Genomic DNA, 16,117 nt, shown 5'->3' with positions numbered 1-16,117 from the left:
GAGGGTCGCAGGCTCGGCGATAGCAGCGCGGCTGACCGGCCTTACGAGGCTAGGTCGGAGTGGCCCATAGTTCACGCTCTCCAGCCGGCTCGATCCGATAGCCATGCTGTTTCAAAATGGACGGCGCCTGTTCGAAGGCGCCGTCGTGCAGGGCGAGGAAGATCGTGCTCTTGTGCTCGGACAAGAGCCGCGTCGCACCCGTGAGAGCCAGCGTCTCGGCGCCCTCGATGTCGATCTTGATCAGGTCCGGGGTCGGAAAGTCGTCGAGGCGGACCGTCCTGACCGGCGTGCCCGATCCTGAAATCTTCCCCATGTAACCGTATTCGCTGGCACTCTCGTTGGTGTGAAAAAAGGTCTCTCCCGCCCTGTCGGTGACCGCAGCCTCGATCACTTCGGCATTCTTGATGTTGTTGATATCCAGATGTTTGCGGAGCTTTGTCGCGTTGGCGGGGTTTGCTTCGAACGCAAGAACACGGCCTTGCGGTCCAACGCGCCTGGATAGCATCAAGGTGTAATATCCGGCGTGTGCGCCGACATCAAAAACCGTCATGCCTGGTTTCACCCGGGCCGCGATCGCCTTGGCATGATCGCGTTCATATGTTCCGAGCCAGCAACTCTGGTTGCCGGCTCCGGCGACCCATTTCAGGCCTCGGTTCGGTCCGGTTAGCACCGGCATGATCGACGATGGCGAAACCAGCTTGAACGGAAGACGGATCAACCATCCAAGTGGTTGGTGCGGGTCCAGCATGCTCTCGATCCCCTTCGGTTCCTGTGGCTGGCTCATTAAAGGCACAGGGGCCCCGTTTCAAGTCGAGCGCCCTGCGACGCCGCTGTGGTGCTTATCGCTTGTGTCTCTCCAACTCCCGTCCCGTCTCCAGCATCAGCCGCCGCAGCCAGATCGACCCCGGATCCATCTGGGCCCGCGTCGGATAGAACATGAACTGCTCGTCGATCCCGGGATCGAGCGGCGGCGTCACCGTGACGAGAGCGAGCTGTTTTGACAGCGCCGCGATCAGCCGGCGCGGCACGAACGCGACGAGGTCGGTGCGCGCGGCCACGTGCAGCGCTTCGAGATAGCCCGACACCACCAGCGAGATGTGCCGCTCGATGCCTTTGGTGCGGAGCCATGTGTCGATCAGATCCTCGCTGTTGCCGCGGATGATCACGCCGACATGGCGTGCGGCGAGGAACGTCTCGCGCCGCTTCAGCTTTGCGGCCATGGGATGGCCGCGGCGCACCGCCAGCGCGTCGCTGTCGGTGTAGAGCAATTGGCGGTGAAAACCCTTGAAGGCGTTGCCGATCGAGATCACGAGATCGATGGTGCGGGCGAACTCGGCGTGGAAGATCGCCGGACCCCGCCACGGCACGACGTCGATGCGGACGTTGGGCGCAAGGCGCGTCACCTTCTCCATCAGGGGCGGCATCAGCAGCTCGACCGCGAGGTCCGGCATCATCAGGCGGAATGGCCGCTCGCTGCGCGCTGCGTCGAATTCATCCGGCACGAACAGCCCGCGCACCTGGTCCAGCGCCTGCACAAGCGGCGCGCGCAGCGCTTGTGCTCGCGGCGTCAGCTCCATCCGCGCGCCGGTGCGCACCAGCAGCGGGTCGCCAAAGATATCGCGCAGGCGTTGCAGCGCGTGGCTGGTGGCCGGCTGCGACAGGCCGATGCGCATGGCTGCCCGGCTGACATTGGCCTCGCGCAGCAGCGCGTCGAGCGCGGTCAATAGATTGAGGTCGAGCGAATTCAAATTCATGAGGTGAATAGATATCATATTCACTATCGATTTGAAGAATTGCCGTCGGGCAGCGATGCTCTCCCTGTTGTCACCAAACGGAGATGCCGCCATGAGCGCGAGCGCCAACAAGAAACTGATGCAGGATATTTTCGCCGCCGCCGCCAACCCCGATCCGGCGGTGTGCGACCGCGCGCTATTCGCCGCAAGCCTTGCCGACGACGCCAGATGGATCGTCACCGGCCAGTATTCCTGGTCGCGCACCTTCTCCGGCAAGGATGCGATCATGAATGATTTGCATGGCTATGTGCGCACCCGCCTGCGTGACCGGACGCGCACGGTCGCCGAGCGCTTCATCGCCGATGGCGACATCGTCGTGGTGGAGGCCAAGGGCGACAATGTCACGCCCGAGGGCGTGCGCTACGACAATGATTATTGCCTGGTGTTTCGGCTCGAGGGCGGCAAGATCAAGGAGATCCGGGAGTACTGTGACTCGGTCCTGACCGAGAAGGCGTTGGGCCCGTTTCCGCAAACGGGTGCGAGGGCCGCGAGCTGATTGCAGCAGGCGACGGCCTGACAAACGTCCGTCGCCGCGCCCTTTGCAGCGATCTGCATACGCTTGCGGGCCGTGCGCCAAAACCTTGCGCAGATGCCGCTAATATCAGCAGGTTTTGTGCGGGGCTTTGGAGAGATGCGCGAAAAATTAGAAGGTTCAATTAAGAAGTGTCCCGCATTGTGTCGCGGTGCAGCGCGAGTCGCCTATGAGGTGACGCGCGGCTGCTGGGGTGGCCGTGACGATCGCCGGAGTTGTGCGTCCGCCTGAATTCACATGCTTCCGGGTGGACACTGGGAATGCCGAGCTTTCGTTTGCGGATCAGGGGCCGTCTCTATGCCGGCTTCATGGCGCTGGTCGTGGTTGGTCTCGTGATGGCGGTGGTGGCCATCTGGAATTTGCGGTCGGTGCAGGACCAGGTCGCAAAGGCCTCGGCATTTTCGGACAGCACGGCGCGGGTCCTGGAGATATCGACCCATCTCCAGGCGATCCAGCGCGCCAATCTGCGCTACATCTACGACGCCAATGAGACCGCGATGCGGGAGGCGTCCGAGCGGGAGACCGCGGCGACCGAGCTGTTGCAGGTCGGCGCCAAGGGCACGCTCTCCGAGGCGCGGCGCAAGCTCTACAACGATCTGATCGCCGATATTGCGAAGATGAAAAGCCTGCGCGACAATCTCGGCGACGCCGTCAACGAGGCGCGGACCGGCAAGGCGACGCTGCTGCCAAGTGGCGACGAGCTGACCGTCAAGATGAACAAGCTGGTCGACGTGGCGCGCGCGGCCGTCGACGAGGACACCGCCTCGCTCGTCGCAGACCTCGAATCCCGGCTGCTGCTCGTTCAGATCGCAAACTGGCGCTTCCTGGCGCTGCGCGACACCAAGGGGCCCGCCAATTTCAGAACCAATGTGGACAGGGCTTCGCAACGGCTCGCCGCGCTCGAAAAGAGCCCGCAGGCGAGCGAATTGCGCGCCACGCTCGCGCCGGTGAAGTCCTCGCTCGGAATCTACAAATCCGCATTCGAGACCACGTCGGCCGCGATGCTCCAGGCCGACGAGATCTACCACAAGAGCCTCGCGCCCCTCATCGTCGACAGCATCGCCAAGCTCAAGGTCGCCGAGACCGCCCTCAAGAAGGACTACAAGGACTCGCGCAGCCAGGCCGAAGCCGTGATCGACGGCACGACATCCGTGCAGGCGATCGCGGGCGGTATTGCCACTCTCCTTGGCTTGATCGTCGCCGTCCTGATCGCCCGCAGCATCGTCGGGCCGCTGACCGCGATGACGCGGGCGATGGGCCTGCTCGCCGGCGGCGATATCGAGGTCGAGATCCCCTCGCGCGGCAAGGCCGACGAGATCGGCGACATGGCCAAGGCGATCCAGGTGTTCAAGGACAACATGATCGACACCGAGCGCATGCGCCACGAGCAGACCGAGACCGAGGCGCGGCAGGCCGAGGATCGCAAGAAGGACATGGTCCGGCTCGCCGACCGGTTCGAGCAGGCCGTCGGCGAGATCGTCGATACCGTGTCGTCGGCCTCGAGCGAGCTCGAGGCCTCCGCCGGCACGCTGACGGCGACCGCGACCCGCGCCCAGGATCTGTCGACGGAAGTCGCCTCCGCCTCGCAGGAAGCCAGCGCCAACGTCCAGGCCGTCGCGTCCGCCACCGAAGAGCTGTCCTCCTCGGTTTCCGAGATCGCGCGTCAGGTCCAGGAATCCGCCCGCATCGCTAGCGAGGCGGTCGGGCAGGCGACCAGGACCAACGCCCGCGTCAGCGAGCTCTCCAAGGCGGCTGCCCGCATTGGCGACGTGGTCGAGCTGATCAGCACCATCGCCGGCCAGACCAATCTGCTGGCGCTGAACGCCACCATCGAGGCGGCGCGCGCGGGCGAAGCCGGCCGCGGCTTTGCCGTGGTCGCTTCCGAGGTCAAGGCGCTGGCCGAGCAGACCGCAAAGGCCACCGGCGAGATCGCCCAGCAGGTCTCCGGCATCCAGGCCGCGACGGAAGAATCGGCCGGCTCCATCAGGGAGATCAGCGGCACCATCGAGCGGCTGTCGGAAATCTCCTCGACGGTTGCCGCCGCCGTGGAACAGCAGGGCGCGGCCACGCAAGAGATCTCCCGCAACGTCCAGCAGGCCGCGCACGGCACCCAGCGCGTCTCGACCAATATCGGCGATGTCCAGCGCGGCGCCTCCGACACCGGCTCGGCGTCCTCGCAGGTGCTCTCGGCGGCGCGCTCGCTGTCGGCCGACAGCAACCGGCTGAAGCAGGAAGTCGCCAGGTTCCTGGGCTCGGTCCACGCCGCCTAACAAGCAAAAGGCCACGCGCATGCGCGTGGCCTTTCATCGTGGCAAGCTGTAATCAGGCCACTTTCGTCGTCATATGCCCGAACATGTTGCGGCGCGCCTCGTCGTCCATCTCGGCCTTGAAGGTGAACTTGTCCTTCAGCGCGATCGCGCGCGCTGCCGCGGGGCGCGCCGAGATCTCGTCGATCAGTCGCTTCACGTTCGGGTAGCGCGCAAAGGCGTCGTCGCCGAGCTTGAACGGCACCATCCGCGCCCAGCCCCACAGCGCCATGTCGACGATCGAATAATCGTCGCCGACCATGTAGCGGCGGCCTTTGAGGCGACCGTCGAGAATCTTGTAGTGGCGATCGGTCTCGTACTGGTAGCGGTTGTGGGCGTAGTCGTGGTTCTGGTCCTTCGGCGCAAAATGCTTGAAGTGCACGGCCTGGCCCGAATACGGCCCGACGCCGGTGGCCACGAACATCAGCCAGGACAGCAGTTCGGCGCGGTTCGCGGGCAGGAACTTTCCGGTCTTCTCGGCGAGATAGAGCAGGATGGCGTTCGAGTCGAACACGATCGTGCCATTGTCGTCGATCGCCGGCACCTTGGCGTTCGGATTGATCTTCAGATAGTCCGGTGTGAACTGCTCGCCCGTGCGGGTGTCGATCTTCACGGGCTCGTAGGCCAGGCCAGTCTCTTCGAGCAAGAGCGCGACCTTGGTCGGGTTCGGCGATCCGTTGAAATAGAATTTGAGCATCGGGCGTCTCCCAAGTTTTGGCGCAAGGGTTGGTGCAAGCTTTGGTGGCTGAGAGCGGACGCAGCATCATTGCCGCGCGGCGGCTTTCTCTTGCCTGAATTCCGTCAGGGGGTGCAACCGGCGAGATTGCCGTGCGGCATCTGCGCGCCGCGCAGACCAGCCGGCGTAACAAAGGCGGATCGCCGTCGTAGGGACCACGGTCGCCCCGACAACCGCGGCCGTCATTCCGGGGCGCGCCTCTTGGCGCGAGCCCGGAATCCATCACGCGGCTTGTGACGTGGTTCGATGGATTCCGGGTTCTCGCTTCGCGAGCCCCGGAATGACCAAGGGCTCGGCTATTCCGCCGCCATGCCGGCGCGGATCTCGGCGCGGAGCTCGTCGATCAGCTTGAGACCCTTCTTGGTCTCGACGTGCCAGAAGGTCCAGCCGTTGCAGGCCTGCGCGCCCTGCGCCACCGCGCCCATACGGTGGATCGAGCCGACCTTGTCGCCGAACATGATGGCGCCGTCGGCACGGACCAGCGCGCCAAGCTTCTTCTTGGCGTCGAACAGTTTTGTGCCGGGCATGATCATGCCGCGCTCGATCAGCTCGGAGAACGCCACGCGAGGTGCTTCGCGCGCGGTCATGAACGGGGCGAGGCTCTCTTCCGGCAGCGGCTCGACCGCGGCGATGCGCGCGGCAGCCGCCTTCGCGTAGGTCTTGTCGCGCTCGAAGCCGATATAGGAGCGGCCGAGGCGCTTGGCGACGGCGCCGGTGGTGCCGGTGCCGTTGAAGGGATCGATCACGAGATCGCCGGGCTTCGACGACGATAGCAGCACGCGCGCGAGCAGGCCTTCCGGCTTCTGCGTCGGATGCACTTTCTTGCCGTCGGCACCCTTGAGGCGCTCCTCGCCGGTGCAGAGCGGGATCAGCCAGTCGGAACGTGCCTGGACGTCCTCGTTGGCGGCCTTCAGTGTTTCGTAGTTGAAGGTATAGCCCTTGGCCTTCTCATCGCGCGCGGCCCAGATCATGGTCTCGTGCGCGTTGGTGAAGCGGCGGCCGCGGAAATTCGGCATCGGGTTGGTCTTGCGCCAGACGATGTCGTTCAGGAGCCAGAAGCCGAGGTCCTGCATGATCGCGCCGACGCGGAAGATGTTGTGATAGGAGCCGATCACCCAGATCGTCGCCGACGGCTTCATCGCGCGGCGCGCGGCCAGCAGCCAGGCGCGGGTGAAATCGTCATAGGCGGAGAATGAATCGAACTTGTCCCAGTCGTCATTGACGGCATCGACATGGGATTCGTCGGGGCGCTTGAGATCGCCCTTGAGCTGGAGATTGTAGGGCGGATCGGCGAACACGAGGTCGACCGAACCAGCCTGAAGCTTCGACATCTCGGCGACGCAATCGCCGAGGACGATGCTGTGCGAGGCGGACTCAAAATTTGTGCGGGGCGCCCTTGCAGACGCCCCGCGACGCGACACTACCATGACTCAAGAACTCTGACTCAGGCGACGCTGTCGGCGACGCGGGACCAAACAACCGACTGACCGTTACAATGAAGCGGCAAAGTAAAAATCGACTTAACCCGCCGCTTTCGTGAGCAGACCCCGCATCGCGCGTCGCGCGCGAGTCGTTGCGGATATTTGCCGTGTTTTGCAGTGTGTTTCGCGTTTCTTCGCGTTGCGGGAGTGGCTGAAGCTGCAAAAGACTCCAAATTTCTCTCGGAAAAAAATGCTTGGCCCTCGGAAAAAATTGCTGGCGTCGCACGCTGTCGCACTAGGCAATAATTGCCGAGCGGGATATTGATTAACGCAATGGAAATTCTACGTCTGTGGCGCGGTGAGGGTTTCGCGTTTCCCGCGTGCCCACGCCCTGCAATCGCCGACCTGAGGGAAGCCCGCCATGCGCTACGATGATTTCCGCCGCAGCGACGACGTCGAGGATCGTCGCGACGATGGTGGTGGAGGATTTGGCGGCGGTGGAGGAGGCGGCGGATTCGGCCTGCCGATGGGCGGTGGCGGCCTCGGCATCGGCACCATCATCGTGCTTGGCCTGGTCGGCTATGCCTTCGGCATCGATCCGCGCATCCTGATCGGCGGCGCCGAGATCCTCACGGGTGGCGGCCAGGCGCCGAGCTACCAGAGCGACCGTCCCTCGAGTCAGGCCAAGCGCGGCGCGCCGACCGACGAGATGGGCAGCATGATCTCCGGCATCCTCGGCGAGATCGACGATCGCTGGAGCGAGATCTTCCAGGCCAGCGGCCAGTCCTACACCGGCCCGAAGGTCGTGCTGTTCCGCAACGCCACCAATGGCGGCCGTTGCGGCCGGGCGGAGTCGGCGATGGGTCCGTTCTACTGCCCGCCGGACCGCACCATCTTCCTCGACACCGGTTTCTTCCGAGAGGTCGAGACACGCTTCCGCGGCTGCTCCGGCAAGTCCGCGTGCAATTTCACCACCGCCTATATCATCGCGCATGAAGCCGGCCATCACATCCAGAACCTGCTCGGCATCATCCCGAAGGTGACGCGACTGCAGCAGCAGGCCGGCAGCAAGGCCGAGGCCAATGCGCTCCAGGTGAAGGTCGAATTGCAGGCCGACTGTCTGTCCGGCGTCTGGGTCAATCGCGAGGCGAAGAAGCGCCCGAACTTCCTCGAATCCGGCGACATCGACGCCGCGCTGACCACGGCGAGCGCGATCGGCGACGATACGCTGCAGCGTCAGGCCACCGGGCGCGTCGTGCCTGATTCCTTCACCCACGGCTCGGCCGCGCAGCGCAAGCAGTGGTTTATGACCGGCTATCAGCAGGGCACGCTGCAGGCCTGTAACACCTTCGGCGGCGGCGGGCCGTAGGCACAGGTGCCCGTGCCCCGGACGCAGCGCAGCGCTTTTTTCAGCGGTGCGCTGCAGAGCCGGGGCCCAAATTGCCGGTTACTCAAGTCTCAAAATGGGTCCCGGCTCTGCGCAGCAGCGTTTCACGCCGCAGCGCGTCCGGGACACGAGAGGAATGAGCAATGGCCTCCATCGACGAAACCAAACAGTTCATCCCGCTCAACATCGCGGTGCTCACCGTCTCCGACACGCGCGCGCTCGCCGATGACAAGTCCGGCCAGACGCTTGTCGACCGTCTCACGGCAGCCGGCCATCATCTCGCCGCGCGCGAGATCGTCACCGATGACGTCGAGGCCATCCGCGCCGTGATCCGGCGCTGGGTCGCAGACGCCGGCGTCGACGTCGTCATCACCACCGGCGGCACAGGTTTTACCGGGCGCGACGTCACGCCGGAGGCGATCGAGCCGCTGCTCGAGAAGCGCATGGATGGTTTCTCGATCGCCTTCCACATGCTGAGCCACGCCAAGATCGGCGCGTCGACTATCCAGAGCCGCGCCACCGCGGGCGTTGCGGGCGCAACCTACATCTTCTGCCTGCCAGGCTCGCCCGGCGCCTGCCGCGACGGTTGGGACGGCATCCTCGCTGCTCAACTCGACTACCGCACGCGCCCCTGCAATTTCGTCGAGATCATGCCGCGGCTGGACGAGCACCTGCGCAGGCCAAAGGCGCAGGGCGCGACTGCGTAGGCGGGGACAGTATCGTAGGGTGGGCAAAGCGAAGCGTGCCCACCACTTCTATCGCGATGCTGGATCGGTGGGCACGGCGCTAACGCGCCTTTGCCCACCCTACGATTCCAGACTCGCGGAGAGATACCCCCAAGTGGGCCTGTGTCCGCCGGCGTCGCTGCCCTCTCCCACAACAAGGGGCGAGGGCGCATTCATGCGCATCGCGCAGCTACAGATCCCGTTCCCAGGTCTCGCCGACCAGATCGGCACCGAAGCTATGGTGCTTCTCTTCCTTCACGAGCTTGAAGCCGGTGCTCTGATAGATGCTGCGTGCGGCGACCAGAATGCTTTGCGTCCACAGCGTCATCCGGCTGTAGCCCCGCTCGCGCGCGCCCTGGATGCATTGCTCCACAAGCGCATGGCCGACGCCGAGCCCACGGGCTTTCTTCTCCACCTGCAACAGGCGGAGCTTGGCGATCTCGTCCGTGGCCTTGACCAGAAAGATCGAGCCGACCGGCTCGCCATCGACTTCCGCGATCCAGCAATGCTCGCGCGCGGCGTCGTAATTCTTGATGAACTGAGCGCAGATCTCGGCAACCAGCGCCTCATAGCTGATATCCCAGTTGTAGTCCGCGGCATAAGCGGCGGCTTGCTTGGAGATGACCCAGCCCATGTCACCGACGCGGTGGCTGCGCAGCACGACGGACGCGGGCTGGCTTTGACGTTGCTCCAGCACGGCCTGAATGGTCGCCATCGCCTGCGTTAGCCGCGTTGCATCGCCGGCCGAAAGCTGCGCCAGCATTGCGGCAACCTCGTTTTGCGAGCTCAGGTTCAGCTTGGCGAAGCTCTGGCGGCCCTTGGCGGTGAGGCAGAGCTGGTATTGCCGGCGATCTGCCGGCAGGGGCTTCCGCGTGATCAGCCCCTTTTCGTCAAAGCTCTGGACGATGCGGCTGAGGTAGCCGGCGTCAAGGCCGAGCTCGTTTCCGATCTCTTTTGCCGCGAGGTCGTCGCGATGCGCGAGCTCATAGAGCACGCGAGCCTCGCTGAGCGAGAACGGGCTATCTCCCAGGTGCTGGTCGAGCACGCCGAGCTTGCGGGTATAGAAGCGGTTGAAGGCGCGAACCGCTGCGATCTGGTCGTCGGTACCGTTAATTGGCATGGGACACCTCAATAATTGCCATTGTCAAATAATTAATTGACTTTGGCAAGTATCGGGTGCCTCAAGCGACCATGACGATCCGGCTGCGCAACATTGTCCGGGAGGAGCGGCCGAGCCGCCGCAGTAGCCGCGCCTCGGACCGGCGGGCCTGGGGCGGATAGCCGCCGATCCGGTCGTAATGATCGCGCGCGATCAAAAGCCCCTGATCGCCGAGGGGGCCGACCACCTTGCGAGCGACGGACCACAGGACGTCGCGGAAGCCGGTATCGGCGTAAGGCGAACGGGCGTAGCGGAACACGGCCGCACGATCCCGGCCACTGGCCGCGACGGCCTGGATGAATTGGGTGGTCTCCTCGATCCAGCCGGTGTCCAGCACCGCGCCGGCAGGGAGGAACATCAGCCAGGGCGAACGCGCCTGGAGCGCGCCGGCGGCCAGCGCTGCGCCTTGCGAAGATCCCTCGCAGCCGACGAAGCGACAGCCGGCGACGTCGGCAACGCGCTCGATGACGCCGTTGCGTGTGCCGTCGACCAGCAGGACTTCCTTGATGATGCCTGCCGCGGCACCGGGGACCAGCGCGGCCAGTGTTGCGACCGCGGTCTGCTCGACGCCTTCGGTCGGAATGATGACGCTCAGCATGATTGAGACTTCGATGTCCGCAATTCGGGAGAAGCGCAACGCGTTATGATGTTGTCATAAACATGCTGCGCTGCCGAGTGCAACTTTTCGCAAGCCGTTCGGCGTGCGATGGTAAACCGGCGTGCGCCCGTCCCGGCCGAATATGTCGTGCACGGGTGGTCAAATTGCCGAATGTTTCGGCGATTTTCGGTCTCGTGACCTTCAAACGAGGCTTTTCTCCGCCGATATCGTCGGGGAAACGGCGCTGTTCCCGTGCCGACGGGAAAAACGAGCAATCGCCATTGCGCAAAGCGAGATGTGTCCAATGAACGCCGATCAACTTCCCATTGGCGCGACGCCGCCATTGCCGAAGCCGGAGGCCGCGCCGACCTTGCGGATCCGCGCCGTGATGCTGGGCGAACGCATCAATCCGTCGGGGCTCGAGATCGGCACGCTGGTATCCTCGACGCCGGCTGCCTTCCGGGTCCATGGCGGCCTGGCCGTGATCTTCCGCTACGGCGTCGTGGTGCTGATCGGGCTGTTGCCATCGGAGGAGAAGGTCCTCATCGACGGTCTCAAGTCGCGCGTGACCGGCGAGCTCAGCCCCTATGAGGAGGAGACCGCGCAGGCGCAGCTCTGTCACGACGAAAACGCCGAGGCGATCCAGCCCGGCGGGCCGATCTGCCTCTCGAAATTTTCCGACGAGCGGCTGCTGCTGATCGCGGACGCGCTCGCCAAGAGCACGTCGCTGGCGCGCGACGAGCGTCGCGTCGCTGCGGTCTTCGACGTCATCGAGCCTTTTGCACGCGAGCTCGCCGAGAAAGGCCGTACGTCGCGGCCGCGCAAGGGCATCCTGCAGCTCATCGGCAACGCGCTGCTGGTCCAGCAGCGCGTCGCCGGCCGCGTCGCGGTTGCCGAAAAACCCGATGCGCTCTGGGAAAAGCCGCAGCTCGACCGGCTCTATGCGCGTCTCGAAGACGAGTACGAGCTGAAGGAGCGTCTCGACACGCTCGAGCGCAAGCTCACGGTGGTCGCGGAGACCGCCGATGCGCTGACCGACATCATCGACACCCAGCGCTCGCTGCGCCTCGAGATCGCGGTGGTGGTGCTGATCGTGATCGAGGTCGCGATCGGGTGTTTCCAGATCTATACCGGGGTTCATTGAGCTGAAAGCCGCGAGTTCAGCCCTCATCCTGAGGAGCCCGCAATAGGCGGGCGTCTCGAAGGATGATGAGGTCCGCGCTTCGCCAATTCATGGAGCTCGGCAAAGTCGCCGCGCATGAAAGCTTCCTTCTTGGCGCGACTCCATTTCTTGAGTTTGCGTTCGCATTCGATCGCGTCGGTCACCCTGTCGAACCATTGCGAGAAGACGAGGGTCACGGGTCTGCGCGACCTTGTGTAGCCGGCGAACGTGCCGGCGTTGTGCTGCGCAATCCGGAGCTCAAGCTCGGTTCGCGTCGTCCCGATGTAGTAGCTGCCATCGGCACATTTGAGAATGTAGAGGTATGCGCCTTCTGTCATCGTGCCCGCCCCATCCTTCGAGACGCGCGCAAGGGCGCGCTCCTCAGGATGAGGCTAACCGGCATGCGTGTTTTGGTGCAAGTGCCGAAAAGACTCTTGGCTATCGGACGACTGTCCATCGATTAAAACCTGTTGGTGCCACATACTCGACCTCATCCTGAGGAGCCCGCCAAGCGGGCGTCTCGAAGGATGGCCACAACCTCCCATGCTTTCTCAAGGGAGGCGGCCCCGCTGCAGCACCGCGGCGCAGTGCCGTGCGATCGTCAGTTCCTCGTTGGTCGGGATGACGAGCACATCCACGGCGCTGTCGCCGGCATTGATGCGCTCGCGCGCGGCATCATTCGCCACGGCATCGATGCGCACGCCGAGCCAGGCGAGCCGCTCGCCAATGGCGCTGCGGATTTGCTTGGCGTGCTCGCCGATGCCGCCGGTGAAAACGAGGCACTCCAGTCCTTCAAGCGTGTTCGCCATCACCGTCACCTCCTGTGCCGCACGGAAGGCGAAGAGATCGACCGCCTCGCGCGCCGAAGCCTCGCCGCTCGTCAGCAGCGTCCGCATATCCGCGGAGATGCCGGAAACGCCGAGCAGGCCGGACTCGTGATAGAGCAGGTGCTGCAAATCCTCGACCGTCATCGTTTCCTGCTGCAACATGTAGAGCAGCACGCCGGGATCGATGGTGCCGCAGCGCGTGCCCATGACCAGGCCGTCGAGCGGCGTCAGCCCCATCGTGGTGTCGACGCTGCGGCCGTCGCGCAAGGCGCAGAGGCTCGCGCCATTGCCGAGATGGGCGACGACGGTGCGTCTGGCTGCAAGCTCGGGCGCGATCACGGCGAGCCGCCCCGCGATATATTCGAATGAGAGACCGTGAAAGCCGTAGCGCCGGAGGCCCTGCGCCTCGTAGCGCCGCGGAATGGCGAAGCGGCTCGCGGGCGGCGTCAGGCCGTGATGGAAGGCGGTGTCGAAGCAGGCGATCTGCGTCAGTGCGGGACGGAGCGCCCTGATGGCGCGGACCGGTGCCAGACAATTGGGCTGATGCAGCGGCGCCAATGGCGTGAGTGCTTCCAGCCTCGCATAGACGTCGTCCGTCAGCGCAACCGGGCCGGAATAATCCGGCCCGCCATGGACGATCCGGTGACCCACGGCGCGCAAGCGGTCGTGGCCAAAGTGGTCCTCGACGAAGCCGAGCACATCGGCGAACAGATGGCCGCCATCCGCGTCCGACGTTTCCCTCTGCGTCTCGAACAGCGTCTCGCCCGATGGGCTCCTTGCCACAAGCCTGGGCTTGGCCTCGTGCTCGTCGAGCAGGCCCTTGCAGAGCACGGCCGGTTCGCGGCCCGAGATCTCGAACAGGCCGAACTTGATGCTCGACGAGCCGGCGTTGAGGACGAAGACCGTGTCGGACATGGCTGCCCTTAATCGCCGGCTTCAGCAGGTGTGTTGCCGCCAGCACTGTTCTGCCAGACCCAATCGCGGATCTCCGGCATGTCCTCGCCGTGCTCGCGCACGTAACGCGAATGCTCGATCAACTTGTCGCGGAACTGTTGCTTCACCTGCGCAGCCTTGGTCGCAAGTCCCGGCACACGCTCGATCGCCTCGATCGCGAGGTGGTAGCGGTCGAGCCCGTTGAGCACGACCATGTCGAACGGCGTCGTCGTGGTGCCTTCCTCGGCAAAGCCGCGCACATGTAAGCCGTCATGGTTGGTGCGGTTATAGGTCAGCCGGTGGATCAGATAAGGATAGCCGTGATAGGCGAAGATGACAGGCTTGTCGTGCGTGAACAGGCTGTCGAAGTCGCGATCGGACAGGCCATGCGGATGCTGCTCTTTCGGTTGCAGCGTCATCAGGTCGACGACGTTGACGACACGGATCTTGATGTCCGGCAGCGCCTTGCGCAGGAGATCGACGGCCGCGAGCGTCTCCAAGGTCGGCACGTCACCGGCGCAGGCCATCACCACATCGGGCTCGCCAACCGCGTCCTCGTTGCCGGCCCACGTCCAGATGCCAATGCCGGCGTCGCAATGGTTAGCGGCATCCTGCATCGAGAGCCATTGCGGCGCCGGCTGCTTGCCGGCGACAATCACGTTGATGCGATTGTAAGTGCGCAGGCAGTGGTCGGCGATCCACAGCAGGGTGTTGGCGTCCGGCGGGAAATAGATGCGGACGATGTCGGCCTTCTTGTTGGCGACGAGGTCGACGAAGCCGGGATCCTGATGGCTGAAGCCGTTATGGTCCTGCCGCCAGACATGCGAGGTCAGAAGATAATTGAGCGAGGCGATCGGACGCCGCCACGGCAGATGCCGCGTCACCTTCAGCCATTTGGCGTGCTGGTTGAACATGGAATCCACGATGTGGATGAAGGCCTCGTAGCAGGAGAAGAAGCCGTGGCGTCCGGTGAGCAGGTAGCCCTCGAGCCAGCCTTGGCAGAGATGCTCGCTCAGCACCTCCATCACGCGGCCGTCCTGCGCGAGATGCACGTCGTAGGATTCGACCGGCTCCATCCAGACCCGTTCGGTGGCGTCGAACACGGCATCGAGACGGTTTGATGCGGTCTCGTCCGGACCCATGAGGCGGAAGTTGCGCTCTTGCGCGTTGAGGCGGATGACGTCGCGCAAAAACTTGCCAAGCTCACGCGTCGCTTCGCCCGTGACGCCGCCGGGCTGCGGCACGTCGACGCCAAAACTGCGGAAGTCCGGCAGCTTCAGCTCCTTCTTCACCAGCCCGCCATTGGCGTGCGGATTGGCTCCCATGCGCCTGTTACCTTCGGGCGCCAGCGACTGAAGCTCGGGAATGAGCGCGCCGCTGGCGTCGAACAGCTTTTCCGGCTGGTAGCTGCGCATCCAGTCATCGAGAATCTTCAAATGCGCAGGGTTCTCGCGACAGCTAGCAACGGGCACCTGATGCGCACGCCAAAATCCTTCGACCTTCTTGCCGTCGACCTCCTTCGGGCCTGTCCAGCCCTTCGGGCTGCGCAGCACGATCATCGGCCAGCGCGGCCGTTCGACGCTTGTGCGCCCATCGCGCGCGTGCTGCTGGATAGAACGGATGCTGGCGAGCGCGACGTCGAGCGCGTCCGCCATGGCCCGGTGCATCAATTTGGGATCGTTGCCCTCGACGAACAGCGGCTCGTGGCCGAATCCGCGGAAAAGATCGCGGATCTCGCTGTCAGGCATGCGGCCGAGCACGGTCGGATTGGCGATCTTGTAGCCGTTGAGATGCAGGATCGGCAGCACCGCGCCGTCGTGGGCGGGATTCAGGAACTTGTTGGAGTGCCAGGACGTGGCAAGCGGGCCGGTCTCGGCTTCGCCGTCGCCGACGACGCAGGCGACGATGAGGTCGGGATTGTCGAATGCCGCGCCATAGGCGTGCACCAGCGCATAACCGAGCTCGCCACCTTCGTGGATCGAGCCCGGCGTTTCCGGCGCGGCGTGGCTCGGAATGCCGCCGGGGAAGGAGAACTGCCTGAAAAGTTTTCGCAATCCGTCCGCATCGCGCGGGATGTCTGGATAGATCTCGCTGTAGCTGCCTTCCAGATAGGTGTTGGCGACCATGCCCGGGCCGCCATGACCGGGACCGCAGACATAGATCATGTCGAGGTCATGCGCGCGGATGACGCGGTTGAGGTGGGCGTAGATGAAGTTCAGCCCCGGCGTCGTGCCCCAATGGCCGAGCAAGCGCGGCTTGATGTGCTCGGGCCGCAACGGCTCGCGAAGCAGCGGATTGTCGAGGAGATAAATCTGCCCGACCGAGAGGTAGTTCGCGGCGCGCCAGTAGCGATCGAGGAGATCGAGGTCGCTGCTCGCCGCGGCCGATTGTCGTTGATTTGTCATGTTCCTGCCGACTTTCACCCGGGACCGTCACCAACCGAGTTCCGGCGAGATCGATCCTTCAGCCGCATCAAGCGGGATCGAGGTCACGCGTTGTTGCGTGAGGCCAATAGTCAGCGCGCGAGGTTTGGGCAGC

General features: G+C 64.4%; 14 protein-coding genes. 5 read left to right on the top strand and 9 right to left on the bottom strand.

The genetic code is table 11. The features are described 5' to 3' along the window. Positions 1-49: 49 nt before the first annotated feature. Positions 50-748 (bottom strand): FkbM family methyltransferase, encoded by a 699-nt coding sequence (locus ABIC09_RS25260; protein WP_354110958.1) that lies wholly within the window; start codon positions 746-748, stop codon positions 50-52. 91 nt (positions 749-839) lie between these two features. Further along, the gene (locus ABIC09_RS25255) at positions 840-1,754 is read right to left on the bottom strand and encodes a LysR family transcriptional regulator (protein WP_148750069.1); all 915 of its coding nucleotides are present in this window, start codon (positions 1,752-1,754) and stop codon (positions 840-842) included. A 91-nt stretch (positions 1,755-1,845) separates the two neighbouring features. On the opposite strand from ABIC09_RS25255, the gene ABIC09_RS25250 reads away from it, so the two are divergent. Together ABIC09_RS25250 and ABIC09_RS25245 are read left to right on the top strand one after the other, a co-directional pair. Next, complete coding sequence (locus tag ABIC09_RS25250; RefSeq protein ID WP_354110957.1) at positions 1,846-2,289, top strand: nuclear transport factor 2 family protein; 444 nt, start codon at positions 1,846-1,848, stop codon at positions 2,287-2,289. A 296-nt stretch (positions 2,290-2,585) separates the two neighbouring features. Beyond that, on the top strand, positions 2,586-4,595 hold the full coding sequence (locus tag ABIC09_RS25245; protein ID WP_354110956.1) for a methyl-accepting chemotaxis protein: 2,010 nt from the start codon (positions 2,586-2,588) through the stop codon (positions 4,593-4,595). A gap of 52 nt (positions 4,596-4,647) precedes the next feature. On the opposite strand, the gene ABIC09_RS25240 is transcribed toward ABIC09_RS25245, so the two are convergent. Both ABIC09_RS25240 and ABIC09_RS25235 read right to left on the bottom strand, forming a co-directional pair. Then, the gene (locus ABIC09_RS25240) at positions 4,648-5,328 is read right to left on the bottom strand and encodes a glutathione S-transferase family protein (protein ID WP_354110955.1); all 681 of its coding nucleotides are present in this window, start codon (positions 5,326-5,328) and stop codon (positions 4,648-4,650) included. A 335-nt stretch (positions 5,329-5,663) separates the two neighbouring features. After that, a complete protein-coding gene (locus ABIC09_RS25235) occupies positions 5,664-6,794 on the bottom strand; it encodes a site-specific DNA-methyltransferase (RefSeq protein WP_354033648.1) in 1,131 nt (376 codons plus the stop codon). Between the two features lie 415 nt (positions 6,795-7,209). Between ABIC09_RS25235 and ypfJ the strand changes: the two genes are divergently transcribed. Both ypfJ and moaB read left to right on the top strand, forming a co-directional pair. Then, positions 7,210-8,157 carry a KPN_02809 family neutral zinc metallopeptidase gene (ypfJ, locus tag ABIC09_RS25230; protein ID WP_354110954.1) on the top strand — a complete coding sequence of 316 codons (948 nt, stop codon included), beginning with the start codon at positions 7,210-7,212 and terminating at the stop codon, positions 8,155-8,157. 161 nt (positions 8,158-8,318) lie between these two features. Continuing rightward, on the top strand, positions 8,319-8,882 hold the full coding sequence (gene moaB, locus ABIC09_RS25225; protein WP_354110953.1) for a molybdenum cofactor biosynthesis protein B: 564 nt from the start codon (positions 8,319-8,321) through the stop codon (positions 8,880-8,882). Positions 8,883-9,090: 208 nt separating this feature from the next. On the opposite strand, the gene ABIC09_RS25220 is transcribed toward moaB, so the two are convergent. Together ABIC09_RS25220 and ABIC09_RS25215 are read right to left on the bottom strand one after the other, a co-directional pair. Beyond that, positions 9,091-10,020: a bifunctional helix-turn-helix transcriptional regulator/GNAT family N-acetyltransferase gene (locus ABIC09_RS25220; RefSeq protein WP_354110952.1), complete on the bottom strand. Its 930-nt coding sequence runs from the start codon at positions 10,018-10,020 to the stop codon at positions 9,091-9,093. Between the two features lie 61 nt (positions 10,021-10,081). After that, positions 10,082-10,657: a glycosyltransferase family protein gene (locus tag ABIC09_RS25215; RefSeq protein ID WP_354110951.1), complete on the bottom strand. Its 576-nt coding sequence runs from the start codon at positions 10,655-10,657 to the stop codon at positions 10,082-10,084. 304 nt (positions 10,658-10,961) lie between these two features. Between ABIC09_RS25215 and ABIC09_RS25210 the strand changes: the two genes are divergently transcribed. Beyond that, on the top strand, positions 10,962-11,801 hold the full coding sequence (locus tag ABIC09_RS25210; RefSeq protein ID WP_354110950.1) for an RMD1 family protein: 840 nt from the start codon (positions 10,962-10,964) through the stop codon (positions 11,799-11,801). Positions 11,802-11,824: 23 nt separating this feature from the next. On the opposite strand, the gene ABIC09_RS25205 is transcribed toward ABIC09_RS25210, so the two are convergent. From ABIC09_RS25205 to ABIC09_RS25195, 3 genes are all read right to left on the bottom strand, one after another. Beyond that, entirely contained in the window at positions 11,825-12,157 is a 333-nt protein-coding gene (locus tag ABIC09_RS25205) for a GIY-YIG nuclease family protein (protein ID WP_354033643.1), read from the bottom strand. A gap of 213 nt (positions 12,158-12,370) precedes the next feature. Continuing rightward, complete coding sequence (locus ABIC09_RS25200) at positions 12,371-13,561, bottom strand: acetate/propionate family kinase (RefSeq protein ID WP_354110949.1); 1,191 nt, start codon at positions 13,559-13,561, stop codon at positions 12,371-12,373. A gap of 8 nt (positions 13,562-13,569) precedes the next feature. Further along, positions 13,570-15,984 (bottom strand): phosphoketolase family protein, encoded by a 2,415-nt coding sequence (locus ABIC09_RS25195; RefSeq protein WP_354110948.1) that lies wholly within the window; start codon positions 15,982-15,984, stop codon positions 13,570-13,572. Positions 15,985-16,117: the final 133 nt, after the last annotated feature.

Source organism: Bradyrhizobium sp. S3.12.5 (assembly GCF_040548225.1).
GTDB lineage: Bacteria > Pseudomonadota > Alphaproteobacteria > Rhizobiales > Xanthobacteraceae > Bradyrhizobium > Bradyrhizobium cytisi.
Note: the sequence above shows the minus strand (reverse complement) of the source record. Positions and strands in the feature narration are given on the sequence as shown.

Excerpts from the sequence above, each read along its gene's own strand:
- ABIC09_RS25240 (WP_354110955.1), bottom strand. The coding sequence starts at position 5,328 with ATGCTCAAATTCTATTTCAACGGATCGCCGAACCCGACCAAGGTCGCG.
- ABIC09_RS25215 (WP_354110951.1), bottom strand. The coding sequence starts at position 10,657 with ATGCTGAGCGTCATCATTCCGACCGAAGGCGTCGAGCAGACCGCGGTC.
- ABIC09_RS25260 (WP_354110958.1), bottom strand. The coding sequence starts at position 748 with ATGCTGGACCCGCACCAACCACTTGGATGGTTGATCCGTCTTCCGTTC.
- ABIC09_RS25200 (WP_354110949.1), bottom strand. The coding sequence starts at position 13,561 with ATGTCCGACACGGTCTTCGTCCTCAACGCCGGCTCGTCGAGCATCAAG.
- ABIC09_RS25255 (WP_148750069.1), bottom strand. The coding sequence starts at position 1,754 with ATGAATTTGAATTCGCTCGACCTCAATCTATTGACCGCGCTCGACGCG.
- ABIC09_RS25195 (WP_354110948.1), bottom strand. The coding sequence starts at position 15,984 with ATGACAAATCAACGACAATCGGCCGCGGCGAGCAGCGACCTCGATCTC.
- ABIC09_RS25245 (WP_354110956.1), top strand. The coding sequence starts at position 2,586 with ATGCCGAGCTTTCGTTTGCGGATCAGGGGCCGTCTCTATGCCGGCTTC.
- ABIC09_RS25235 (WP_354033648.1), bottom strand. The coding sequence starts at position 6,794 with ATGGTAGTGTCGCGTCGCGGGGCGTCTGCAAGGGCGCCCCGCACAAAT.
- ABIC09_RS25250 (WP_354110957.1), top strand. The coding sequence starts at position 1,846 with ATGAGCGCGAGCGCCAACAAGAAACTGATGCAGGATATTTTCGCCGCC.
- ypfJ (WP_354110954.1), top strand. The coding sequence starts at position 7,210 with ATGCGCTACGATGATTTCCGCCGCAGCGACGACGTCGAGGATCGTCGC.
- ABIC09_RS25220 (WP_354110952.1), bottom strand. The coding sequence starts at position 10,020 with ATGCCAATTAACGGTACCGACGACCAGATCGCAGCGGTTCGCGCCTTC.
- ABIC09_RS25210 (WP_354110950.1), top strand. The coding sequence starts at position 10,962 with ATGAACGCCGATCAACTTCCCATTGGCGCGACGCCGCCATTGCCGAAG.
- ABIC09_RS25205 (WP_354033643.1), bottom strand. The coding sequence starts at position 12,157 with ATGACAGAAGGCGCATACCTCTACATTCTCAAATGTGCCGATGGCAGC.
- moaB (WP_354110953.1), top strand. The coding sequence starts at position 8,319 with ATGGCCTCCATCGACGAAACCAAACAGTTCATCCCGCTCAACATCGCG.